This is a genomic window from Bradyrhizobium sp. dw_411, assembly GCF_018449695.1.
In the GTDB taxonomy this organism is placed as follows: domain Bacteria; phylum Pseudomonadota; class Alphaproteobacteria; order Rhizobiales; family Xanthobacteraceae; genus Bradyrhizobium.
The window spans coordinates 407,560-430,932 of sequence record NZ_JAAVUY010000002.1 but is presented as its reverse complement, the minus strand read 5'-3'; the positions used below and the strand labels follow the sequence as shown (position 1 = coordinate 430,932).

23 protein-coding genes are annotated in these 23,373 nt (G+C 61.7%); 16 read left to right on the top strand and 7 right to left on the bottom strand.

Going from position 1 to position 23,373, the window contains the following annotated elements:
- The first annotated feature begins 5 nt into the window (after window positions 1-5).
- Genes HB676_RS04585 through soxA form a run of 6 tightly spaced genes read left to right on the top strand, consistent with a single transcriptional unit; the run spans window position 6 to window position 5,560 of the window.
- A complete protein-coding gene (locus HB676_RS04585; protein ID WP_213736478.1) occupies window positions 6-2,186 on the top strand; it encodes a molybdopterin cofactor-binding domain-containing protein in 2,181 nt (726 codons plus the stop codon).
- 51 nt (window positions 2,187-2,237) lie between these two features.
- On the top strand, window positions 2,238-3,518 hold the full coding sequence (locus HB676_RS04580; protein ID WP_213736477.1) for an NAD(P)/FAD-dependent oxidoreductase: 1,281 nt from the start codon (window positions 2,238-2,240) through the stop codon (window positions 3,516-3,518).
- 16 nt (window positions 3,519-3,534) lie between these two features.
- Window positions 3,535-3,963, top strand: coding sequence for a sulfur oxidation c-type cytochrome SoxX (soxX, locus tag HB676_RS04575; RefSeq protein ID WP_213736476.1), 429 nt, complete (start codon window positions 3,535-3,537; stop codon window positions 3,961-3,963).
- 9 nt (window positions 3,964-3,972) lie between these two features.
- Window positions 3,973-4,452, top strand: a complete 480-nt coding sequence (locus HB676_RS04570) for a SoxY-related AACIE arm protein (RefSeq protein ID WP_213736475.1) — start codon at window positions 3,973-3,975, stop codon at window positions 4,450-4,452.
- Window positions 4,452-4,772, top strand: a complete 321-nt coding sequence (gene soxZ / locus HB676_RS04565; RefSeq protein ID WP_213736474.1) for a thiosulfate oxidation carrier complex protein SoxZ — start codon at window positions 4,452-4,454, stop codon at window positions 4,770-4,772. The genes HB676_RS04570 and soxZ overlap by 1 nt, the downstream gene beginning before the upstream one ends.
- Window positions 4,769-5,560: a sulfur oxidation c-type cytochrome SoxA gene (gene soxA, locus HB676_RS04560; protein WP_213736473.1), complete on the top strand. Its 792-nt coding sequence runs from the start codon at window positions 4,769-4,771 to the stop codon at window positions 5,558-5,560. The genes soxZ and soxA overlap by 4 nt, the downstream gene beginning before the upstream one ends.
- Before the next feature lies 1 nt (window position 5,561).
- Here soxA and HB676_RS04555 read toward each other — a convergent pair whose 3' ends face one another.
- Window positions 5,562-6,905 carry an MmgE/PrpD family protein gene (locus HB676_RS04555; protein WP_213736472.1) on the bottom strand — a complete coding sequence of 448 codons (1,344 nt, stop codon included), beginning with the start codon at window positions 6,903-6,905 and terminating at the stop codon, window positions 5,562-5,564.
- Between the two features lie 144 nt (window positions 6,906-7,049).
- Here HB676_RS04555 and HB676_RS04550 point away from each other — a divergent pair, with 144 nt between their 5' ends.
- A complete protein-coding gene (locus HB676_RS04550; protein ID WP_213736471.1) occupies window positions 7,050-8,027 on the top strand; it encodes a tripartite tricarboxylate transporter substrate binding protein in 978 nt (325 codons plus the stop codon).
- A 30-nt stretch (window positions 8,028-8,057) separates the two neighbouring features.
- Here HB676_RS04550 and HB676_RS04545 read toward each other — a convergent pair whose 3' ends face one another.
- Entirely contained in the window at window positions 8,058-8,501 is a 444-nt protein-coding gene (locus HB676_RS04545) for a helix-turn-helix domain-containing protein (RefSeq protein WP_213736470.1), read from the bottom strand.
- 82 nt (window positions 8,502-8,583) lie between these two features.
- On the opposite strand from HB676_RS04545, the gene HB676_RS04540 reads away from it, so the two are divergent.
- Window positions 8,584-9,240, top strand: coding sequence for a cation transporter (locus HB676_RS04540; protein WP_213736469.1), 657 nt, complete (start codon window positions 8,584-8,586; stop codon window positions 9,238-9,240).
- Between the two features lie 28 nt (window positions 9,241-9,268).
- Window positions 9,269-10,117, top strand: coding sequence for a hypothetical protein (locus HB676_RS04535; protein WP_213736468.1), 849 nt, complete (start codon window positions 9,269-9,271; stop codon window positions 10,115-10,117).
- 160 nt (window positions 10,118-10,277) lie between these two features.
- Here the strand turns inward: HB676_RS04535 and HB676_RS04530 are convergent, their stop codons facing one another.
- The 4 genes from HB676_RS04530 to HB676_RS04515 all read right to left on the bottom strand — a co-directional run bounded on the left by HB676_RS04530 (window position 10,278) and on the right by HB676_RS04515 (window position 14,902).
- Window positions 10,278-11,927 carry a regulator gene (locus HB676_RS04530; protein ID WP_213736467.1) on the bottom strand — a complete coding sequence of 550 codons (1,650 nt, stop codon included), beginning with the start codon at window positions 11,925-11,927 and terminating at the stop codon, window positions 10,278-10,280.
- Complete coding sequence (locus tag HB676_RS04525) at window positions 11,924-12,649, bottom strand: isochorismatase family cysteine hydrolase (RefSeq protein ID WP_213736466.1); 726 nt, start codon at window positions 12,647-12,649, stop codon at window positions 11,924-11,926. Before HB676_RS04525 ends, HB676_RS04530 begins: the two co-directional genes overlap by 4 nt.
- 340 nt (window positions 12,650-12,989) lie before the next feature.
- Window positions 12,990-14,090 carry a BMP family ABC transporter substrate-binding protein gene (locus HB676_RS04520; protein WP_213736465.1) on the bottom strand — a complete coding sequence of 367 codons (1,101 nt, stop codon included), beginning with the start codon at window positions 14,088-14,090 and terminating at the stop codon, window positions 12,990-12,992.
- A 59-nt stretch (window positions 14,091-14,149) separates the two neighbouring features.
- A complete protein-coding gene (locus HB676_RS04515) occupies window positions 14,150-14,902 on the bottom strand; it encodes a GntR family transcriptional regulator (protein ID WP_213736464.1) in 753 nt (250 codons plus the stop codon).
- A 310-nt stretch (window positions 14,903-15,212) separates the two neighbouring features.
- Here HB676_RS04515 and HB676_RS04510 point away from each other — a divergent pair, with 310 nt between their 5' ends.
- The 4 genes from HB676_RS04510 (at window position 15,213) to HB676_RS04495 (ending at window position 18,487) form a co-directional block, all read left to right on the top strand.
- Window positions 15,213-15,380, top strand: a complete 168-nt coding sequence (locus tag HB676_RS04510; protein ID WP_213736463.1) for a hypothetical protein — start codon at window positions 15,213-15,215, stop codon at window positions 15,378-15,380.
- Window positions 15,377-16,312 (top strand): urea carboxylase-associated family protein, encoded by a 936-nt coding sequence (locus HB676_RS04505; RefSeq protein ID WP_213736462.1) that lies wholly within the window; start codon window positions 15,377-15,379, stop codon window positions 16,310-16,312. Before HB676_RS04510 ends, HB676_RS04505 begins: the two co-directional genes overlap by 4 nt.
- Window positions 16,313-16,335: 23 nt before the next feature.
- On the top strand, window positions 16,336-17,013 hold the full coding sequence (locus HB676_RS04500) for a flavin reductase family protein (protein ID WP_213736612.1): 678 nt from the start codon (window positions 16,336-16,338) through the stop codon (window positions 17,011-17,013).
- A gap of 154 nt (window positions 17,014-17,167) precedes the next feature.
- Window positions 17,168-18,487 (top strand): dicarboxylate/amino acid:cation symporter, encoded by a 1,320-nt coding sequence (locus HB676_RS04495; RefSeq protein WP_213736461.1) that lies wholly within the window; start codon window positions 17,168-17,170, stop codon window positions 18,485-18,487.
- Window positions 18,488-18,519: 32 nt separating this feature from the next.
- Here HB676_RS04495 and HB676_RS04490 read toward each other — a convergent pair whose 3' ends face one another.
- Window positions 18,520-19,794, bottom strand: a complete 1,275-nt coding sequence (locus HB676_RS04490) for an allantoate amidohydrolase (protein WP_213736611.1) — start codon at window positions 19,792-19,794, stop codon at window positions 18,520-18,522.
- A gap of 435 nt (window positions 19,795-20,229) precedes the next feature.
- Between HB676_RS04490 and HB676_RS04485 the strand changes: the two genes are divergently transcribed.
- From HB676_RS04485 to HB676_RS04475, 3 genes are read left to right on the top strand one after another with little or no spacing between them, the layout of a single operon-like run.
- Entirely contained in the window at window positions 20,230-21,339 is a 1,110-nt protein-coding gene (locus HB676_RS04485) for a BMP family ABC transporter substrate-binding protein (RefSeq protein ID WP_213736460.1), read from the top strand.
- A complete protein-coding gene (locus HB676_RS04480; RefSeq protein ID WP_213736459.1) occupies window positions 21,336-22,445 on the top strand; it encodes an ABC transporter permease in 1,110 nt (369 codons plus the stop codon). Before HB676_RS04485 ends, HB676_RS04480 begins: the two co-directional genes overlap by 4 nt.
- Window position 22,446: 1 nt before the next feature.
- Window positions 22,447-23,373 carry an ABC transporter permease gene (locus tag HB676_RS04475; RefSeq protein WP_213736458.1) on the top strand — a complete coding sequence of 309 codons (927 nt, stop codon included), beginning with the start codon at window positions 22,447-22,449 and terminating at the stop codon, window positions 23,371-23,373.

The following is a 23,373-nucleotide window of genomic DNA, read 5'->3' as shown; positions in this document are numbered from 1 at the left end:
CAGCCATGAACCAGATGCCAACTCTCAGCCGCCGCTCCTTTGTGATCGGCACCGCCGCTGTCGGCTCCGGCCTCGCGCTCGGCCTCGATATTCCCTTTGGCGGCCCGACCGTCGTGCGCGCTGCCGACGGCTCGCCTGAAATCAACGCCTGGGTCGTGATCCAGCCCGACGACACCGTCGTCATCCGCATCGCGAGATCGGAAATGGGCCAGGGCACATTGACCGGCCTCGCCCAGCTCGTCGCCGAAGAACTCGAATGCGACTGGTCGAAAGTCACCACCGAATATCCAACGCCGGGCCAGAGCGTCGCGCGCAAACGTGCGTGGGGCGACTTCTCGACCGGCGGCAGCCGCGGCATCCGCACCTCGAACGAATACGTCCGCAAGGGCGGCGCGACCGCGCGCGTGATGCTGATCCAGGCCGCTGCCAACGAGTGGAAGGTGCCGGCTTCGGAATGCACCGCAGCCAACAGCATCATCACCCACACGCCGTCGGGTCGCACCACGACCTACGGCAAGGTCGCCGAAGCCGCGGCCAAGATCGAGCCGCCGGCCGACGTCAAACTGAAGGACCCGAAGGACTGGAAAATCGCCGGCAAGGGCCTCAAGCGGCTCGATACCGTCGACAAGACCACCGGCAAGATGACCTATGGCATCGATATTAAGTTGCCGGGGATGCTCAATGCCGCGATCAAGGCCTGTCCGGTGTTCGGCGGCAAGCTGAAGAGCTACGACGAAGCCAAAGTCACGGGCATGAAGGGCGTCAAGAAGGTCGTCCCGGTCGGTGACTACGCTGTCGCGGTTGTCGCCGATACCTGGTGGCACGCCAAGACCGCGCTGGAGAAGCTGCCGATCGTCTGGGACGAAGGCCCGAACGCCAAGGTTTCCAGTGCATCGATCGCCAAATGGCTCGAGGAAGGTTTCGACGACTCGCAGCCGGCCTTTGTCGGCAACGAGAATGGCGACGCCAAGGCCGCGATCGCCAAGGCCGTCAAGAAGGTCGAAGCCGTCTACAACTATCCCTACCAGAACCACGCACCGATGGAGCCGATGAACGCCACGGCGCTCTATACGGAAAACAAATGCGAAGTCTGGTGCGGAACGCAGAACGGCGAAGCGGCTTTCGCGGCCACGCTGGAAGCTTCCGGCCTGCCGGCCGACAAATGCGACGTCTACAAGCAGATGCTCGGCGGCGGATTCGGCCGTCGTGGCCAGACCGACTATGTCCGGCAGGTCATTGCGATCGCCAAGCAGATGCCGGGTACGCCGATCAAACTGCTGTGGTCGCGTGAAGAGGATATGCAGCACGGCGCCTATCATCCGATTACGCAAGTCAAGATGACCGGCGCCTTTGACGCCGACAACAATCTGACCGCGTTGCGGATGCGAATCTCCGGGCAATCCATTCTGTTCAGCCTGCGCCCCGAAGCGCTGGTCAACGGCAAGGATCCGGCTACCTTCGCCGGCCTCAATCCGACCGGCGAAGCGGCGATCGGATATTCGGTTCCCAACCTGCTGATCGATCACTCGATGCGCAATCCGCACGTCCCGCCAGGTTTCTGGCGCGGCGTCAACGTCAACCAGAATGCGATCTACCTCGAATGTTTCATGGACGAGCTGGCGAATGCGGCCGGCCAGGATCCGCTCGAGTTTCGTCGCAAGCTGATGACCAAGAACCCGAAGCATCTTGCGGTGCTCAATGCCGTGGCCGAAAAAATCGGCTGGGGTACGCCCGCACCGAAAGGCGTGTTCCGCGGGATCGCGCAGCATATGGGCTATGGCAGCTACGTTGCCGGCGCCGCAGAAATCTCGGTCACCGACGGCAACAAGATCAAGGTGCATCGCATCGTTGCCGCGACCGATCCGGGCTATGCGGTCAATCCGGCGCAGATCGAACGGCAGATTGCCGGCTCATTCGTCTACGGCCTCTCGGGCCTGTTCTATGGCGGTTGCACCGTCAAGGACGGCCGCATCGAACAGTCGAATTTCGACAATTACAATTCGATGCGGATCGCCGAGATGCCCAAGGTAGAGTCGATCGTGATGCCGAGCGGCGGTTTCTGGGGCGGCGTCGGCGAGCCGACGATCTGCGTCGCAGGGCCTGCGGTGCTGAATGCATATTTCGCAGCCACGGGCAAACGCCTGCGCTCGGTACCGCTGAGGGATCAAAACATCACCTTCGCCTGACCTCACACGCGGCGGCCCCAACGGGCCGCCGCATCATCTTCGGACATGCTCATGGACGCGCTGCGCCTGATGACGCGGAGAAACGTCGTTCGTGGCATCGCCGCGACAACAGCGTCGTTTGCTTCCCCGTACCCTTCCCGCGCGCAATCCGCCGCGCGGGTTGTCGTGATCGGCGGCGGCTTCGGCGGCGCCGCGTGTGCACGTGCGCTGCGACGGATCGATGCGAAACTGCAGGTGACGCTGGTCGAGCCGAACAAGGTTTTCACCGCCTGCCCGTTCAGCAATGAGGTGATCGCCAGCTTGCGCGACATCGAAGCGCAGCAATTCACTTACGACAAGATCGCCGCCGATGGCATCAGCGTCATCGCGCAGGCAGCCGTAAGGATCGATCCGCAAGCGCGTACGGTCGGCCTCGCCGACGGCACGACGCTCTCTTACGATCGCCTGGTGCTATCGCCCGGCATCGACCTGCGATACGAGGCGTTGCCCGGCTATGACGAAGCATCGGCGCTAAAAATGCCGCATGCCTGGAAGGCGGGCGAACAGACTGTCTTGCTGCGCCGGCAACTCGAAGCGATGGACGATGGCGGCGTGGTGGTGCTGGCGGTGCCGGCGAGCCCCTCGCGATGCCCGCCCGCCCCGTATGAACGCGCCAGCCTGATTGCGCATTATCTCAAGGCGAAGAAGCCACGCTCCAAGATCCTGATCCTCGATGCCAAGGACACCATTCCGCAGCAGCGGCTGTTCGAAAACGCCTGGAAGGAACTGTATCCCGGCATGATCGAACGGATATCGCTATCTCAAGGTGGCCGCGTCGTATCGGTCGAACCCGCGACCAACACGCTGGTAACTGACTTCGGCAATTACGAAGCTCAAGTTGCGAATGTCATTCCACCGCAGAAGGCCGGCACCATCGCCGGCATCGCGGGCACGGTCGACAATACCGGCTGGTGTCCGATCGATCCCGTTACATTCGCCTCAAAACTGGCACCCAATATTCACGTCATCGGCGATGCCTGCATCGGCGGCGGCATCCCGAAATCCGCCTCCGCCGCCAACGCCGAGGCCAAGGCCTGTGCCGCCGCGGTCGCAAGCCTGATCGCAGGCAAATCGCCGGCGGCGCCGAAACTGGACGGCACCTGCTACAACACCGTCGCGCCGGGCTATGCGTTCTCGCTGTCCGGCACCTATCAGCCGCACGATGATATCTTTGCCGAGGTCGAAGGCACCGGATTCACTAGCCCGGTCGATGCACCGCGCGATATCCGGCTGAAGGAAGCCGAAATTGCGCAGGCCTGGTTCCACACCATCACGGCGGAAACCTTTGGCTAGGTCGGCAATTCATATCATGTGGCTTGCCGCGGCCGGGCTCACGCTGGCCCGTGCCGCGAGCGCGCAGGAATTGCGGCCCTACACCATCACGGGAGATTCCATTGCCGAATCTCTGACGGGCGCGCCGGGAGATGCGGTGCACGGCCGCGCATTGGTGCTGGAACGCACCAGCACTTGCATTCTGTGCCATAGCGGACCATTTCCGGAAGAGAAGTTTCAGGGCGATCTTGCGCCGAGCCTGGCAGGCGCCGGCAGCAGATGGTCGATAGGCCAGCTTCGGCTACGGCTGGTCGAAGCGTCGCGCCTCAATCCCGCGACGATCATGCCGTCCTATTATCGCGTCGACGGACTGGAGCGCGTCGGCACAGCGTGGCGCGGCAAGCCGATCCTGACCGCCGAACAGATTGAGGATATCGTGGCGTATCTTGCGACGCTGCGCGACTAGGAAAACACGATGCACGAACCGAAGAATTCATCGCGCCGCCAATTTCTAAGCCTCGCCGGTAGTGCGGCAGTGATGGGTGTCATTCCAATCGTTACGGTGACGCCCGCCGAGGCAACGCCCGCGATGCTGGCCAGCGCGATCCGCAATGTCGTCGGTACAGCTACCGTGCAGACCGGCAAGATCAAGATCGACGTGCCGCCTTTGGTCGAAAACGGCAACACCGTGCCGCTAACGGTGACCGTCACCAGCCCAATGACGGAAAATGACTACGTGAAAAGCATTCACGTCTTCAATGAAAAGAACCCGCAGCCCAATGTCGGCAATTTCTATCTCGGACCACGATCCGGCCGCGCCCAGATTTCCACGCGGATTCGGCTGGCCGATACGCAGAAGATCGTCGCGATCGCGCGACTGTCCGACGGGTCGTTCTGGTCCGTCAGCGCCGACGTCGTGGTGACGCTCGCGGCCTGCACCGAGGAGGTGATCTGATGGCTTCCGCGCTGATCAATGTTCCCAAGAAGGCCAAACGCGGCGACATCATCGAGATCAAGACGCTGATGTCGCACATCATGGAAACAGGCTATCGCCGCACCGCGACCGGCGAGCTGGTGCCGCGCGATATCATCACCAGCTTTAGCTGCCGCTACAACGGCGTCGAGGTGTTTCGCGCCGACCTGTTTCCGGCGATCGCCGCGAACCCGTTCATCACCTTCTTTACGGTAGCGACCGAGAGCGGCAAATTCGATTTCGAATGGATCGGCGACCAGGGTTTTACCGAAACCGCTTCGGCCGCCATTTCCGTCGAATGAAATTGATCCGGACGATAGCCGTTGCAGGCCTGCTGCTTGCGGCTGGCTTCGCGGTCCCTCGCCTCTGCGCCACCGAAATCCCGCAGGCCGAGCGCCGCTCCGGCTACACTTTCATGTCGCCGGACACCAAAGCGATCCAGGACGACGACACCGCCAATCCCGGCATGCTGTGGGTACTCGACGGCGAAGCGTTGTGGAAACGCAAAACGGGTACCGCCGACAAGGCCTGCGCCGATTGCCATGAGGACGCGCGCGCGAGCATGAAGGGCCTCGCGGCGCGCTATCCCGCCTATGACAAGACGCTCGGACGCCCCGTCAATCTGGAACAGCGCATTAATCTCTGCCGTGCGCAACATCAGCAGGCGACGCCGCTACCTTATGAGAGCCGCGACCTGCTCGCTTTGACGGCCTTTGTCGCGCAGCAGTCGCGCGGCATGCCCATTACGGCCGGCGCCGACCCGCAACTGGAACCGTTCGTTGCCAAAGGACGCGATACCTTCATGCGCCGGCAGGGCCAGCTCAATCTCGGCTGCACCAATTGCCACAATGATAATTGGGACAAGCATCTCGCGGGCTCCGCGGTGACCCAGGCGCTGCCGACCGGCTATCCGCTCTACCGGCTGGAATGGCAATCGCTGGGCTCGCTGCAACGCCGCCTGCGCAACTGCATGACGGGGATGCGGACGCAGATTTACGATTACGGCGCGCCTGAGCTGGTCGAACTCGAGCTCTATCTGATGTCGCGCGCGCACGACATGCCGATCGAGACGCCAGCGGTGCGGCCGTAGACTACCTTAGCACGGCCAGCGATGCCAATTTCGAAACATCCGCGCTCTGATCGAGCGCCCAGATCGCCTCGATCAGCGGCGTGATGTCGTGGGAGGAATCCCAGCCCGCGGCGGCGGTCCGCAATTTCGCTTCGAGATCGCTGTCGGCAAATGGATTGACGTCGCTGCCGCGCGCGGCGGTTTGCGACAGTTTGTGGACCTTGCCGTCGGCCGTGGTGATGTCGACCGCGGCCGCGATGGTGGAAAAGCTTTCGTCGCGCAGCACCTCGACTTTGCCGCGCAGCGCTGTCACTTGGGGATCCCTGGCGGAAGCATCGTTGAATTGCTCGACCCCGGCCTTGCCGGTGACCAAGGCGGCGGCGACCGCGTGCTGCACACTCACCTGCGACTCGCGGCCGGTCGAAATGTCAGGCCGGTCGGTGCGGATAGCCAGCAGCGGATTGCCTCGCACCACGACGGCGGTCACGACCTCCGCCGGATGATCGCGTCGCCAATCCAGCACGCAATCGAGCACCGGATTGATCACGAAGCCGCAGGGATACGGCTTGTAAGACGTCGCCATGATCTGCCAGCTATCGCCCCAGCCGTCGGTAACCGCCGACAAATCGACTGTCTCGTTCAGCACGCTATAAAAGCCCTGTACGCCGGCCAGCGGCTCCGGCGGTCCGTCGAACCCCTTCTCTGCCAGCAGCGCCGACCACAACCCGTTACGCGCGGCGTTACCGACGCTCGCACTTTTCGCTGCGGTTCCCAGACATTCACACAGCCCCGCGGCCTGCGTCGCCGCGGTGCCGAGCGCCGACACCATCTGGCGCGCGTCCAGTGCGGCGAGTTTGCCGGCGCCGGCGGCCGCGCCGAACACGCCGCAGGTCGAGGTGATATGCCAGCCCCTGTTGTAATGGCTGGGCGAGATCGCATTGCCGATGCGGTCTTCCACTTCATTGCCGAGAATAAAGGCCAGCAGCAAATCGGCGCCCCTCACCGGCCGCAATTCGGCATAGGCCAGCAGCGCCGGTGCCACCGGCGCGGTCGGATGAATCACCGTTCGCACATGGGTGTCGCAGAAGTCGTAGACATTGGCGCCGGCGGCGTTGAGGAACGCCGCGCTCAACGCATCGATGCGCTCGGAACGTCCCACCAAAGTTACCTGTTTACCGCCGGAAAATTCGCTGAGGGAACGAAGCGCGATCTCGACCGGTTGGGTACGGCAGCCTGCGAGCGCGACCGCAAAGAAATTCATGAACGAGCGCTTGGCCTGATGCCGCACCGGCGCGGGGATATCCTCCCACCGCGTTGCAACAATATTTTGAGCCAGACTCTCGGTCACCCCAGGTTTGTGCAGCATATTCCACCCTTTTGAAATTTGCGCGGAGCATCGCAGGGAAATGGAAAAGCGCAACGGTGGGTTTGGTAGACCCGGTAGGAATTTCTGCCCTATGGTGCGCCCCAATAATGGTGCAGACGAACACCTGATTTGGGGGGCGGAACCGTGCGAAGCCGGTCGAAGTATTTTGCGTGCCTTTGCCTGCTCGCGATCATCTGCGCGACGCAAACAGCGCGCGCCGACGAATATCCCTCGCGCCCGATCCATCTGATCGTGCCGTTTGCCGCCGGGGGCGCGGCGGATTCGACCGCGCGCGTCATCGCTTCGCGCGTCGGCAAGACCATCGGACAATCCATCGTGGTCGAGAATCGCGGCGGCGGCGGCGCGATCATCGGCACGGAAGCAGCGAACAAGGCCGAGCCGGACGGCTATACGCTGCTGCTGGGCCAGTCCGGGCCGATTTCGATCAATCCGGCAGTTTACGCGAGCCTGCCCTACGACCCCATCAGGGATTTCGCACCGATATCCCTGACCTCAACCTATCCCTATGTGATGGTCGTCAATGCGGCGCTGGGCGTGAAGACGCTGCAGGAGTTCGTGACGCTCGCCAAGAGCAAGCCCGGCGGATTGAATTACGGCACCACGGGCGTCGGCTCGTCCAACCATCTGGTCACTGAATTATTCGCCGGCCGGGCCGGCATCCGGATGACACATATTCCCTATCGCGGCACCGCGCTGGCCGTGACCGATCTGCTCGCCGGACAGGTGCAGGTGGTGTTCGCCGATCCGATCTCGTCGCTGCAATACGTCAAATCAGGCGCGTTGGTCGCGCTGGCGGTCACCAGCAAGGAACGCTCGCCGATCGCGCCTGATGTGCCGACGATTGCGGAGAGCGGCTATGCAGGATTCGACGCATTGGCGTGGCACGGCATACTGGCGCCGGCCCGCACACCGCCGGCCATCGTCGCCAGACTCAATACCGAGATCGTCAAGGCTCTCAACGATCCCGAAACCAAAGCGCTGTTGGCGACACAGGCGATCGAGCCCGTCGGCAGCTCACCGGACGCCTTTGCCGATTTTATCAAGCGGGATATTTCTCTGTGGAAAGACGTGGCCGAGAAAGCCAAAATAGAAGTGAGGTAATCAGCCCCTTCTGTCATTCGATCTCGCCCGTCAAACCCTGATGTTGCTCTTTACTCCTGTCTTCTTTCGAGCAATCGGGTGCGGGGATAGCGCCTGGATGACGCGACACTCCGCAATGCGCCCGCCCGCGCAAGCCGCCAGGGTATCGTGAAGTTCGCGGCGCAGCCGTTTGAGCGTCGCAATCTTCCCTTCTATCGCCACCAAATGACGCGCAGCGATCTGGTCGATTCCCGCACACGGGCTCTCCCGGTGCCCTGCAAGATCAAGCAATTCGCGTATATCCTCGATGGAAAAACCAAGTTCACGCGCTCTGCGGATGAAGGCTAGGCAGTCCACGTGTTCGCTGGCATAGCTGCGGTAATTGCCGCCGGTGCGATCCGGTTTCGGCAGCAGACCAATCCGTTCATAGTAGCGGATGGTTTCCACTTTCGTTGCCGTAACCTCCCCTACCTGACCGATGCTAAATCTCGCCATACCCTTGACCCTGTAGTGACTACAAGGTTGAGACTACCATATCGGCCGTTCCTGCGCCAAGGAGAGGAACAAGGAGGCGAATATGGGTGCCAATTGTTGCGAACATCATCACGAGCCTGATGCCGGTGGTGACCTTGGGCGCCAATTCGCGTATCGGCGCGTCCTTTACGCCGTGTTCGCCATCAATGCTGCAATGTTTGCAGTCGAGATCGGCGCAGGCCTTACTGCCGGTTCCGCTTCGCTCCAGGCGGACGCGCTCGATTTTCTGGGCGATGCCGCCAACTACGCGATCAGCCTTTATGTGGTGGGGATGGGACTGCGATACCGTGCCACTGCCGCCCTCGCAAAGGGAGTCTCGATGGGACTATTCGGTGTATGGGTGAGCGGCATCACCGCTTGGCATGCCTGGCACGGAACGTTACCGCAAGTCTTCACCATGGGTGCCATCGGCGGAGCGGCACTTGTGGCCAATGCCGTTTCTTTCGGGTTGTTGTGGAAGCATCGGGTTGGCGATGCCAACATGCGTTCAGCCTGGATTTGCACGCGAAACGACGTGTTCGGCAATCTCGCCGTGCTGCTAGCGGCGCTCGGCGTGTTCGGAACTGGCAGCGGCTGGCCCGACGTGATCGTCGCAGCGATCATGGCAGGCCTAGCTTTGCAAGGCGCAGGCATCGTCGTCATGCGGGCGCTTGCAGAACTACGATCAACGCGGAAGCCACAGATCGTCTCTGTTGGCTAGGATGAACAGAATTGATTGTCAGGACCACATGAGAATCGCGCTGGCAACTATCGGACTCATGGTCATGCCGGCTGTCGCGATGGCCGAGGACCTTGAAACAACGCATCTGTTTGGCTTTACCCTCGGTACCGACGTGAACAACGTCGGAGAGGTCGAGGGAGAACTTGAGACGGTTGGCCGATTTGGCAAGAGCGACGGTACCTACAAGGTTCTTTCACCGACACTGGGACTCAAATTTATTCCATTCCAGAACTTCTCGATCGAACCTGGCATCGGTGTCGATTATTACAAAATTTCAAGCGTGCCCGGCCTCGAGGATCGGCAGCAATTGGGGCTCGATAGATTATCGGTTGAATTTCGGTATCGCCTGCTCGATCGCGGGCAAGCGCCAATCGGACTCACTCTTGGCGTTGATCCTCACTGGGGCCATATCGACGACATCAGCGGCGATCCGGTTAGACAGTACGGTGTCGATTTTCTGGTAGCCGTCGACAGGGAACTTATCGCAAATCGGCTTTTCGCGGCCTTCAATCTGATTTATCAGCCCGAAACGCAGCGACAACAAATTACCGGCGCATGGCAAAGCCAATCCGATTTCGGGATTTCGGGCGCGCTGACGTTGCAGGTAAGGCCAGGAATTCTGGTCGGAGCGGAGGCACGCTATCTGCGCAGCTTCGATAGTCTTGGATTTGACGCGCCTGCCGGGCAGGCATTTTTTATCGGTCCGACCTTTTATGCGAAATTCAACGAGCGCATCTGGATGTCGGCCGCGTGGAGTCTCCAGGTTGCGGGGCGCGCATCAAGCGAGCCCGGATCCCTTGATCTGACCAATTTCGAGCGGCGCCAGGCGGTACTTCGGTTTGGCTATAATTTCTGACGCAATGAGTTGGGCGGCTCCCCTCCCTTCCAGTCGCATTATACTCTAGTCGCCGGCAAACGAATTTGGGGAGGAGACGCCTTGAGTTGGCGTCTCCTCCCCTTATTCTCGTTGTCGAACTCCGTTCACAGCGCCGTCGCGATGCGCCGTCAGACTTTTGTTACTCAGCCGGTACCGCGTGCGGTATATCGTGTTCCGGAACATAGACGGTGCTGGTGCCGAGTTTCGCCACCGCCAGGAAAGCGGCCGCGACGACGGCATAGGACAGCGCGACACCGGGCGTTACGCCCAACCCGCCACCGATGCCGACGGCTTCACCGTGCATGAAGCCAAAGTAAGTGAACACCGCACCGGCGAACGCGAAGGCAGAAGCTTTCACAAAGTCGCGTTCGATCACGAACACGCCGATCGCGCCGAGGATCAGGCCGGCGACGATCGAGCCGCCGCCCATGATTTCGAGTCCGTGATAGATCACGCCCTGTTGTGGCAACGAGGCAATCGCCGCCGCCTTGACGTCGCCGACCTTGTCGGCCGCCAGACCGCCAACAGCTTGTGCCGCGTTGACGGTCGCACCCAGCATGGTGTCGATCTGCAGCTTGGCCCAGGCCGCGAGATGCGGCGTCAACGCCAGCACGATGGCCGGCGCATGTTTGACCGGCGTGGTCTGGAACGCCTGCGCACCAATCAGCATGCCGATGTAGAGCAGGATCGGCGAGATCGCGACCACCGGCACCAGCGCCAGCAGCACCGAGATGATGCCGAACCAAGCCAGCACGATCACCAACAGGCCGGTCGCCGCCGAATAGCCGATCCGGCCGCCCATCGCCTTCCATCCGGGATGGCCGATGTAAACGGCGTTGATGAAGGGATTGCCCATCAGGCAGCCGATCAGGCTGACGACACCGTCGGCGGTCAGAACCCGCGTGGTCGGATATTCGTCGCCCGCGGCCTCGGCGCTTTCGACGTTGTCCATGGCTTCGACGAGATCGTAGATGCCGAACGGGATCGCCGTCACCAGAATGACGCCAAGGAATTCGAAGCCCGAGAATACCTGCCCGAAGGCCGGCAGCGGCACCGAGAAGCCGAAGCCCGCGAAGGCATCACCGACGCCCTTGACGCTGAGCCCACCCAGTCCAAGCCCGAACAGGTTCGATCCCCATGCGATGATCATGCCGACCACGATGGCGACAAGGCCGGCCGGAATGTTCTTGGGAAATTTCACACCGCCAAACCAAGCCATCAGGATGATGGCGAAACATACGAGACCGATCTGCGGCGTCATGTACATTTCGAGCGCCGGACGCATCGAGATGAAGGTCACGGAGACGCCGGCCAGCGTGCCGAGCAGGGCCGCGCGGGGGGTGATCTTGCGAATAAAAGGCGCGATAAATCCGCCGATCATCAGGATGAAGCTCTGGAAGAACACCCAGACCAGACCAGCCGACCAAGCCTTCATCGGATCGCCGGTCTTGATGGCGACCGGCAGCATGATCACGAAGGTGACGATAAACATATGCGGGACGCTGACGCCGGATGGCAGCGCGCAGACATCATTGCGGCCGGTCTTCTGCGCCAACCGATAGGCGAGAAAGGCGTAATAAAGCGTCGACAGGCACATCATCAGGCCGAGCGCCGGCAGGATGCGACCGAACACCAGCGAGTCCGGCATCTTCAGCACGAAGCGCAACAGCCCCGTCAGCACCAGCATATTGACCAGGATATTGGTGCCGAATCCGAAGAAGGCGTTCCAGTCGCCCGGCGTCCACAATACCGGTTTGAAGCCGGCAGTCCCCGTAGTGCTCGTGCTCATCGTGATGCTCCTGCTGCCAAATTGTGTGAAGTCTCCGGTGTCATTGCCTTGAGAACTGCGGCGGAGTCGCTGACCCAGCCGAAGATGCCACCCTGGGCCTTGATCATTTTCAGGCCCATTTCGTGGAATTCGGGGAAGTAGGATGCGCAGCCGTCGGACAGCACGACGCAGCGATAGCCGCGGTCGTTCGCCTCGCGCACGGTGGTGTTGACGCAGACCTCGGTGGTCACGCCGCACACCAGCAAATTCTCGATGCCGTATTTTTGCAGGATGTCGCCGAGTTCGGTGGCGTAGAATGCGCCCTTGCCGGGCTTGTCGATGACAACCTCGCTGTCGAGCGGATACAGCGCCGGAATGATATCGTGTCCGGCCTCGCCGCGGATCAGGATCCGCCCCATCGGGCCGGGATCGCCGATGCGAAGGCTCGGCGCGCCACGCTCGATCTTCGCAGGCGGCGCGTCGGAAAGATCCGGCGAATGGCCCTCGCGGGTGTGCACGACCAGCATGCCGAGATCGCGCGCCGCACTCAGCACCGACGCAATCGGCTTCACGGCGCGGGCCAGTTGTGAGACGTCGTTGCCGAGCGTTTCGCCGAAGCCGCCGGGCTCCATGAAGTCGCGCTGCATGTCGATGATCACGAGGGCCGTGGCGGACCAGTTGAGACTGATCGGCTCGGGCTCAGCGACGACGGTGCCACTGGATAGTTGCTTTGAGTTCGCCATAAGCACATGCCCCCACACGAGAGAACTCTCGAAGGGTACTAAGCAAAGCCCGTGCCATTGTGTACAACGACGTTCGGCGTCGGCGCGTTCTGGAATCTCGCGCAGATTCAATCGTTTGGTTTCAGCAGTGACGTCTGCTTATTCTCTAAGCGCAACCTTTCCAGCGAGCATTTGCTTATTCGTTAAGCGGGATGCTGCGTGTGTTCGTTGCGTAGGCACGCCGCAAAACTTCATCCACGCGGCACCGCGGCCTCGCGAAATTCCACGACCATGCAACACGTTTGGCATGACGCCGGAACGATGGCGGCAGCGTATTGCTGCCGCCAAAAATTCCGTTGAATCAAACGGTACCGACAATTCCTTCGACGAGATAATCGGTGGATTCGAGCGACGGATCGTAAAGTCCGGTGTCCTTGCTGGTAACGACCTTGCCGGTGTTGGTCTTCACCGTGCCGGTAAAGATCGGCTTGCCGGCCTTCAGTTCGGCGATCGCGGCCATCGCGGCATTCTTGCCGGCTTCGCTGGCGCCGGGACCGAACGCCGTGCTTGCCACCATGTCCTTGTCGTAGCCGCCGATCACCATATTGGGCAGCTTCTCGCCCTTGGCGATCATGCCGGCGAAGCTCTTATAGATCGTGCCCCACTTCAATTCGGCGCCGGTGATGAACCCCTTCGGCGCGAGATTGGCCTGGTCGGCATTGTGGCCACAGCTCTTGACGCCACGCTTCTCGGCGGTCTCGATCACCACCTTGGGGCTATCGATGTGGCAGGCAATGATGTCGCAACCGGCGTCGACCAGCGCGTTGGCGGCCTCGGCCTCACGCACCGGCAGCGACCAGTCGCCGGTGACGATCAACTGGACCGAGACATTGGGATTGACCTTGCGCGCGCCCAGCATGAACGAATTGACGTTGCGCAGCACCAGCGAAATCGGCTTCGCGGCGATGTAGCCGATCTTGTTGGATTTGGTCGACAGGCCCGCGGCAATGCCGTTTACGTAATGGCCCTGGTCGAGATAGCAGAAATAACCGCCGGCATTCATCGGATCTTTATTGGGCTGCCACAGCGACGTCGGGTGGCGGAATTCGACCTTGGGGTATTTCCGCGCGGCATCGACCATGAAGGGGTTGAAGTAGCCGAACGAAGTCGGGAACAGCAGCGACGCGCCGTCGATATTGATCATCGACTCCATCGTCTTCTGTACCGCGACCGTCTCCGGCACATTCTCTTCCTCGACCACCTTGACGTCGGGAATTTCCTTCAAGGCCTTGGCGCCGACCGCATGGGCCTGGTTCCAGCCGTAATCGGCGCGCGAACCGACATAGACGATGCCGACGGTAATGCCGGCGGCGCGTGCCGGATCGACAAGACCCGAAAGCACGAAGGGGCTGGCGGCGGCGCCACCGAGAAAGGTACGGCGAGAGAGCGAAAGCTTGGTCATGGACAAACTCCTTTGATAGCCGGGCCTCGCGGGCGCGGCGGGAAAGATGTTGCTGCGGGTTATTTGGCCGCCTTCACTTTTCGTCTCGACAACCGCGCGACCTTTGGCGGATTGCCGGTTTCCGAAGTCTGGACGTAGCGCGACAGCACGGCGCCCAGGTCAAATTGCGCATCGCGACCCTGATCCAGCAGCGCGCGGTGCTCGACGGAGCCGAGATGATGATCCATCACGGCAATCGCCGCCTCGGCATTGCGACCGCGCAACGCCGTCACGATCTCACGATGTTCGTTGACGGCGCAGTCGGCCGAATGGGGCCGGCCATAGAGGGCGAGGATCAGCGAACAGCGCGACACCACTTCGCCGAGATAGCGCCGCAACAGGCGGTTGCCCGACATTTCCCCGAGCTTGATATGGAATTCGCCGGCCAGCCGGATCGACACCCGCGCCTCGCCGGCCTTGCGCGCGACTTCTTCCTCACGGACGTGGCCTTCGAGTTCGGCGCCGAATTCCGGCCGCCAGCGCGCGATCACCAGCCGGACCACTTCACGCTCCAGCGTGCGGCGAACCTCGAATACTTCCTTGGCTTCTTCCAGCGTCGGCTTTGCCGTGGTCGCGGTGCGCCGCGGCGGCGCATCGACCAGTCCCTCGGATTGCAATTGCGCGAGCGCCGCCCGCACCAGCGTGCGGCTCATTCCGAACCGCGCGCCGAGTTCATCCTCCGGCAGCTTGGTGCCCGGCGGCAGCGCCTGTTCGATGATCGCCTGGCGCAAGGCCTGACAGGCAAAATCGACGCGGCTGGATTTCTTGCTCATCCCAAATCTCGTTGCGAGGCCGGATCCGCAAAACTCGGCGGAAATCTCGCATACGATAATTCAGCATTGAGTACACAAGATGCGGCAATTTTGTTCGATGCGCTCGAATAATTGGCAGCAGCCCGCCCAAACTTTGCGCTTCGAATAGCCTTTAAAACGGGAGATATTGAGATCCCTTGGGGCATCGGCGTTCGCCTGGCGGATGCCGGCCCGTGCTCCAACACGAGTTCGAGGGCGTTAAAACCGGGAACGTATTGTAAATCCTGTATACAGGATTTGGCGAGCCTGGTTGACGCTGAGAGGAAGCTTCATGACCGATACGATCGTCAAACTGCGATTGAACCAGCAGCAATTGGAACTGATGGACCGCACGATCGCGCAAGGCGTGGCCGCCGACCGCATCGCGCTGGTGCGGCTGGCGCTGCGCGAATACGCCGCCGCGCACAAGGGCGATGCCGCCAAGGGAGGCGCGCGATGACTTCCCGGCAGGTCATTTCCGAATTCGTCATGGAGCCCGGCACCGGCAAGGCGATCGAGCTCCTGAAGGGGCAGATCCTGCGCATCGAGCAGGTCGAGGGCGGCCAATGCGCCGATTTCAACTGTTTCAACCTGCATGATTATAAAGAGTTCATGCATTGCGGCCGCACCCGCACGGTACACGGCTTTCATCCGACCACCGGCACCTTCATGTGGTCGGCGCCGCCGCGCGAGCGGGCGATGCTCTATATTCTCGAAGACACCGTCGGGCGTAACGACGTGCTGTTTCCGCGCTGCAGCGCCTATGTCTATGAAGCCGCCTACGGCTTCGCCGTGCATACCAATTGCCACGACATCCAGGCCGAGGCGCAGCGCGAATATGGCCTGACGCCGGATGACGTGCACGACTCCTTCAACCTGTTCATGTGCACCGGCGTCGACGAGGACGGCCACGCCTTCATGACGCGACAGACCACCAGGAAAGGCGACTATGTCGACCTGCTGGCATTGATGGATGTGCTGGCGGTGCCCAATGTGTGCGGTGCCGATGTGATGAAGACCAGCAATTTTGCGTTGAAGCCGCTCAAGCTCACGGTGTTCGCGGCGACCGACGCCGATCTGGCCAGCGTACCCAGGACGCCCACGCTCGCAAGCCAGCGCACGCCAAAGGACTTCAAGAATCCCGCGATCAAAAGCGACCGGCCGCTGCGCCGCGACCCTGCTTACAAGCCGGAGTTTCCGAACACGCCGATCGTCGTCACGGAATTGCCGATCGCGCTGACGCCGGAGGAACTCGCGATGTTCAAGGCCGTCAAGCGAACCGACATTTACGGCGACGATGACGCGGCCGCGTTGCGCGACCTCCTGTTCTCGTGGTGGGAGGAACGCTTCCTGCAGGCCCATGCCGGTGCGCCGTCCATCGAGAGCAAGTGACCGAAAATAATCGAAAGCCCATGATGGACGCTATCGTTCCCCCAGAAGATGTCACGTTCGACTTCCGGACGCTGTCGGCGCGTGACCGTTACAAGCTGATGATCGGCACTGTGGTGCCGCGGCCGATTGCACTGGTGACCACGGTCGATCCGCAAGGACGCATCAACGCGGCCCCTTTCAGTTTTTTCAACTGCCTGTCCGCGGATCCGCCGATCCTGGCGCTGGGGGTGGAAAACCATCCTGACATGTCTTTCAAGGACACCGCGCTCAATATTCGCCTGACCGAAGTGTTCACCGTGAATATCGTGTCGCACGCGATCGCCGAAGCGATGCATGTCTGCAGTGTGCCGTTCGCGGCCGGGCGCGACGAATTGCAGGCGGCCGGCTTAACGGCGATGCCGGGCTCGGCGGTCGCGTCGCCCTGGATCAAGGAAGCGCCAGCGTCCTTTGAATGCCGCCGCCACGTCACACTGGAACTCGGCAAGTCGCGCCAGATCATTCTGGGCGAAATCGTCTTCGCGCATTACCACGATGACATTATCGACACCGAGCGGATGCACATAGATCCCGCCAAACTGGACGCCATCGCGCGTCTCGGCGGCAATACCTGCTCGACCATCCGCGACCGCTTCGAGATGTTGACCCCGACGCTGGCGGAATTCGAGGCCGCCATGGCTGGAGCACCCGATCGGGATTCCTGATCGAAAGCGGTCGCCTCCTCCCCGCCCCCAAATCGGCCTTTTGCCATCCCGGAAAATCGGCTTTGCTGGACGCTGGCATATCCGGTGGAACGTTTGTTGCTTGTCGCTCAGCGTTTGCCGCTTAAGACGTCTTAAATTTACGGGGGAGCTTTTGATGACGACAATCACTGCCACGGCGCCGGTCGCGCGAAAGCCAATCTATACGTCTCTGTTTGTTCAAGTTCTTGCCGCGCTGCTATTGGGAATCGTGCTTGGCATGGCGGTTCCCGATTTCGCCATCAGCCTGAAAGTATTCAGCGACGCGTTCCTGAAACTGATCTCGATGATCGTGGCGCCCATCGTATTCTGCGTGGTGGTGCATGGCATCGCGGGCGCCGGCGATCTCAAGAAAGTCGGCCGCGTCGGCGTCAAGGCGCTGATCTATTTCGAGACCATGACCACGGTCGCGCTGATTGTCGGACTACTGCTGGCCTATCTGTTCGGGCCCGGCCACGGCATGAACATCGATCCTTCCACACTCGATGCCAAGGCTCTCAACACCTACGCCGACAACGCTCACAAGCTGAAGGGTGGCGGCATCGGCAGCTTCCTTTTGAACATCATCCCGACGACTTCCTTTGACGCGCTGTCGCGCAATGACGTGCTGCAGGTGCTGTTCTTCGCGATCCTGTTCGGCGTCGGTCTCGCGCTGGTCGGCGGCGAAAAGGGCGAGAAGATTTCCTCGCTGATCGATGCGGTCTCGACCGTGTTGTTCCGGGTGATGGGGCTGATCGTGCGGCTGGCGCCGCTCGGCGTGCTCGGCGCGGTCGCCTATACGGTCGGGCAATACGGCGTCGGCTCGCTCAAGCAACTGGTCTCGCTGGTGGCGCTGTTTTATGTGTCGCTGGCGATCTTCGTGCTCGGCGTGCTCGGCGGCGTGATGGCGCTGGCCGGATTGAATATCCTCAAATTCCTCTCTTACATGCGCGAGGAATTGACGATCGTTCTGGCGACCGCGTCGTCGGATGCGGTGCTGCCGCAGATCATGCGCAAACTCACGCGGATGGGCGTCAAGGATTCGGTGGTCGGGCTCGTGATTCCCACCGGCTATTCCTTCAACCTCGATGCGTTCTCGATCTACCTCACGCTGGCGGTGGTGTTCATCGCACAGGCGACCAACACGCCGCTGTCGTTCGGCGATCTCATGCTGGTGCTCGGGGTGTCGCTCATCACCTCCAAGGGCGCGCATGGCGTTCCCGGTTCGGCCATCGTGATCCTCGCAGCCACGCTCAACGCGGTCCCGAGCATTCCGGCGATCGGACTCGTGCTGGTGCTGTCGGTCGACTGGTTCATCGGCATGGCGCGCGCGCTGGGCAACCTGATCGGCAATTGCGTGGCCACCGTCGTGGTGGCCGCCTGGGAAGGCGATCTGGATCGCGAAAAAGCCAGGCACGTTCTCGACGGCGATGTCGTGGTCGACGTCACCGCGGGTTAGGGATCAAGGCCACGCTTCACGGCGCGTCCTTTTCACACCTTGGCGGGTTTCGCGGCAGGCCGAAAGTTTTCGATCAGCCGCAACAGGACGCGCGCGCCGGTCTCGACATCCGCCACTTCGACATGCTCGTCCGGATGGTGGCTGATGCCGCCGCGGCAGCGCACGAACAGCATTGCGACGTCGGCGATGTCGATCATCGCCATGCCGTCATGGCCGGCGCCGCTCGGCAATTCGAACACCCGATAGCCTTCGGCCGCGACGGCGTCCGCGACTTGCGCCTTGAGCCACGGCGCGCATGGCACGGTGCGGTTTTCATGGGTGACGTCGACCTTCAGCACCAGATTGCGGCGTTTGGCGACCGCATCGATATTGCGGACGATATCGGTCACTGCGCGCTTGCGATGCACATCGGTCGGCGCGCGAAGGTCGATGGTGAAGGCGACCTGCCCCGGGATCACATTGGTCGCGCCGGGCATGGCGTGGATGTATCCAACCGTCCCGACCAACCCGCCGTCGTCCGTGCGGCACAATTCCTCGATCGTGGTGATGCATTCCGCAGCGCCCGTCAGCGCATCGCGGCGCAGCAGCATCGGCACCGTGCCGGCATGGCCGGCCATCCCGGTGATGTTCGCCGCCAGCCGCGTCGCGCCGGCAATCGCTGTGACGACGCCGACCGGCAGGTTTTCGGCTTCCAGCACCGGCCCCTGCTCGATGTGCAGTTCGACATAGGCCAGCAATTCGCTGGGCGCCCGCGCCGCCGCGCCGATGTGATCGGGATCGAGCCCAAATTGCGTGAGCGCCTCGCGCATCGAAATGCCCTCGGCGTCCTTTGAAGTCAGCACACGCTCATTGAATGTCCCGGCGATGGCCCGGCTGCCCAGCAGCGTCGAGGCGAAACGGACGCCTTCTTCGTCGGCAAAGCCGGTCACTTCGATCGCGAACGGCAATCGCCGGCCTCTCTTGTGCAGATCGGCGACACAAGCGATCGCGGTCAGCACCCCGAGCGGCCCATCCCATTTGCCGGCGTCGCGGACGGTATCGTAATGCGAACCCAGCATCAGGCATGGCAGGCCCGGACGCTCGCCCTCGTAACGGCCGCAGACATTGCCGATCGCATCGAGATGCGCCTGCATACCGGCATCGCGCATCCAGCTCAGGATCAGATCGGCCGCCGCACGATGTTCTGAGGTCAGGAAAACGCGCGCCAGATGCTCCGGCGTTTCGGAGATTTTTCCGAGCTGATTGATCCGCTCGACGATCTCATCGCCGAGCGATGAATGCTTGAACCCGGCAGTGTCCGCAGTCATCTCACTCATGATCTTCCAGTGATGCAGCCGATCCGCGCGCTGTTCGGCCGATCGATACAAATACGGTGCCAGCGGACCGGCGAATCCGACGGGGGCCATTATTCCCCGACTGGTAGCAGTCTCAGCCCGGTTGACCAGTCGGCAAATGAGCTGAGGTGTCGGCCGGGATCGCAACGGCGGGGCCCGATCCGGCTTAATGCCTGCTTAACTCCCTTGCATACAATCCAAAAAAGTAGCCTATATTTTAATCTTCACTGAGCTGCACAAGTTTTATACGGGAGCTCAGTAGTATAAAATACTAAATAATATCAATATTTTACAAGACAATGCCCACCAAAGCGGCTCTGGCACGAAGCTTGCGAAAGGTCTGTTGGGCTCCGCCGGGTTGGCGAAGCCGCGTATTAGCGGCGGTCCATCCGCCAAAGGGAGCAACCAATGGATTTTGGCAGGATTTCACGACGGCATCTTTTGCAAGGCGGCGCCGCGCTGACGCTCGGCACCGCGCTCGGCGGGCGTTCGGCTTTCGCGGCCGACACCACGATCGGTTTCATCTATGTCGGCTCGCGCGATGACTATGGCTACAATCAGGCGCACGCTGCGGGTGCGGCCGTATTGAAGAAAATGCCCGGCCTCAAGGTGGTCGAGGAAGAAAAGGTTCCGGAAACCGACGCCGTCGAAAAGACGATGGAGTCGATGATCAACCTCGACGGCGCGTCGCTGCTGTTTCCGACCTCGTTCGGTTACTACAATCCGCATATGATCAAGATGGCGAACAAGTTTCCGAAGCTTCGCTTCGAGCATTGCGGCGGCCTGTGGACCGACAAGGATCCGAAGAACGCCGGCAGCTATTTCGGCTACATCGACGAGGCGCAATTCATTTCGGGGATCGTCGCCGGCCACACATCGAAGACCAGCAAGCTCGGCTTCGTCGCGGCCAAGCCGATCCCGCAGGTTCTGCGCAACATCAACGCGTTCACGCTTGGCGCAAAACTTGCAAATCCCAAAGCTACGACACAAGTGATCTTTACCGGTGACTGGTCCATGCCTGTCAAGGAAGCCGAAGCCACCAACAGCCTGATCGATCAGGGCGTTGACGTTCTGACCTGTCACGTCGACGGTCCCAAGACCATGGTCGAGAACGCCGCGCGCCGCGGCGCGATGGTGTGCGGCTATCACGTCAATCAGTCGGCGCTCGCGCCGAAGGCCTATCTCACCGGTGCGGAGTGGAACTGGGAAGCGCTGTATCCGAAGTTCATCAAGATGATCGCCGCCGGCGAAGCCATCCCGAACTTCTATCGCGGCGGCTTCAAGGAAGAGATCGTGAAGCAATCGCCGTATGGCGAGGCGGTCTCGGCGGAAGCACGCAAGCACGCCGACGAGATGAAGGCCAAGCTCATCGCCGGCACCTACACCATCTTCAAGGGTCCGATCATGGACAACAAGGGCAAGACCGTGATCACGGCCGGCACCGATCGTGGCCAGAAGGATCCTGAGCTCGAGAAGATGGATTATCTGGTGGAAGGCGTCATCGGAGCCACTTCGTGACATCAGAAGTTGCTGATCCCGCCGAAGCCGTTGCCATTTCTCCGGCTGCAGACCCCGGTTTCTTGCAGCGGCACGGCGGGACCATCGAATACATTCTCATTCCGGGCGCGGCGCTTGTCGGCGCGCTCGGGGTGTTCGGGGTTTTTGTCGCTTTATTCGGCAAGAACCCGCTCGATCTTTATTTCTACATGTACCAGGGTGCATTCGGTACCTGGTTCTCCTGGCAGAACACGCTGACCCGCGCGGCGCCGTTGATCCTGACAGCACTCTGCACCGCCCTGCCCGCACAGCTCGGCATGGTCATCATCGGCGGCGAAGGCGCGCTGCTGATCGGCGCGCTGGCATCGACCAGCATCGCGCTGACCATGCAATGGGCGCCGCCGCTGGCCGTGCAACTGGCGATGGCCGCTGCCGGCATGGTTGCCGGTGGACTCTGGATCATGCTGTCGGGCGGGCTTCGCCAGTACCGCGGCGTCAATGAAACGATTTCAAGCCTGCTGCTGGTCTATATCGCGCTGGCGATCCTCAACCATCTGGTCGAGGGCCTGATGCGCGATCCGACCAGCCTCAACAAGCCATCGACCCGCGAGATCGGCGCCGCCAATATGCTGGGCTCGATCCCCGGCACCGACGTGCATTGGGGACTGGTGTTCGGGATCATCGCCGCGGTCGCGTCCTACATCCTGATCTATCACACCGTGTTCGGCTTTGCGGCGCGGGTCGCCGGCGGCAATATCCGCGCGGCCAAGATCGTCGGCCTCGGCGTCGGCAAACTGATCATGACCGTCTGTTTTCTGGCCGGCGCATCGGCAGGCCTTGCCGGCATGGTCGAAGTCGCCGCGGTGCAGGGCCGCACCAACGCCAACCTCGCGGCCGGCTACGGCTTCACCGGCATTCTGGTCGCGTTCCTGGCGCGGCAGAATCCATTGGCCGTTATTCCGGTGGCGATCCTGCTCGGCGGCATCAGCGCCAGCGGCGGGCTGTTGCAGCGCCGGCTTGGCCTGCCCGATGCTTCGGTTCAGGTGCTGCAAGGCATTATCTTCGTTTTCGTTCTCGCGAGCGATGCGCTGTATGGACGTATTGGCTTCCTGAAAGGGAAATCCTGAGATGGCGGACGGCACGATAGGTCTCTGGACGGTCCCGTTGGCGGTGCTTGGCGGCGCAATCCGCGTCTCGACGCCATTCCTGTTCGTCAGCCTCGGCGAATGCATCACCGAACGCTCCGGCCGTATCAACCTCGGCCTTGAAGGCACGCTGGTGATGGGCGCAATGAGCGCCTATGGCATTTCCTATCTCACCGGTTCGCCCTGGCTTGGCGTGCTCGCCGCCGGTGTCACCGGCGCGCTGCTCGGCGCGCTCCACGCCGGAATCTGCTCGCTACCAAGAGTCAACGACATCGCCGTCGGCATCGCGCTGATGCTGTTCGGGACCGGGCTGGCCTTTTATCTCGGAAAGCCGCTGATCGAACCGACCGCGGCACGGTTGCCCGCGATCGATTTCGGATGGTGGAGCGACATTGCGCAGGTTCGCGCCGCGCTGCGGATCAACGTGCTGTTCCTGATCGGCATTGCGCTGGCGCCAATTCTGTATTGGGCCTTCAAGACGACCCGCTGGGGCCTGCTGATCCGCACCGCCGGCGAAAGTGCCGACGCGGCGCGGGCGATGGGATATTCGGTGCTCTCGATCCGCCTGCGCGCGACGATGGTCGGCGGCTTCCTTGCCGGAATCGGTGGCTCGTTCCTGTCGCTGTTCTATCCCGGTAGCTGGAATGAAGGCCTCTCCAGCGGCCAGGGCATTACGGCGGTGGCGCTGGTCATCTTTGCACGATGGGACCCCCTGCTATGCATGTGGGCCTCGCTCGCCTTTGGCGGCGCCGCGGCCCTCGGACCGGCGCTGCAATCGGTCGGCGTAACCTCGGGATATCATCTGTTCAACGCCGCGCCTTACATTCTGACGCTGGCGATCATGATCATTACCTGCTCGCCGAAGCGTACTCTGACCGGCGCGCCAGCTGAACTTTCGATCACCAAATGA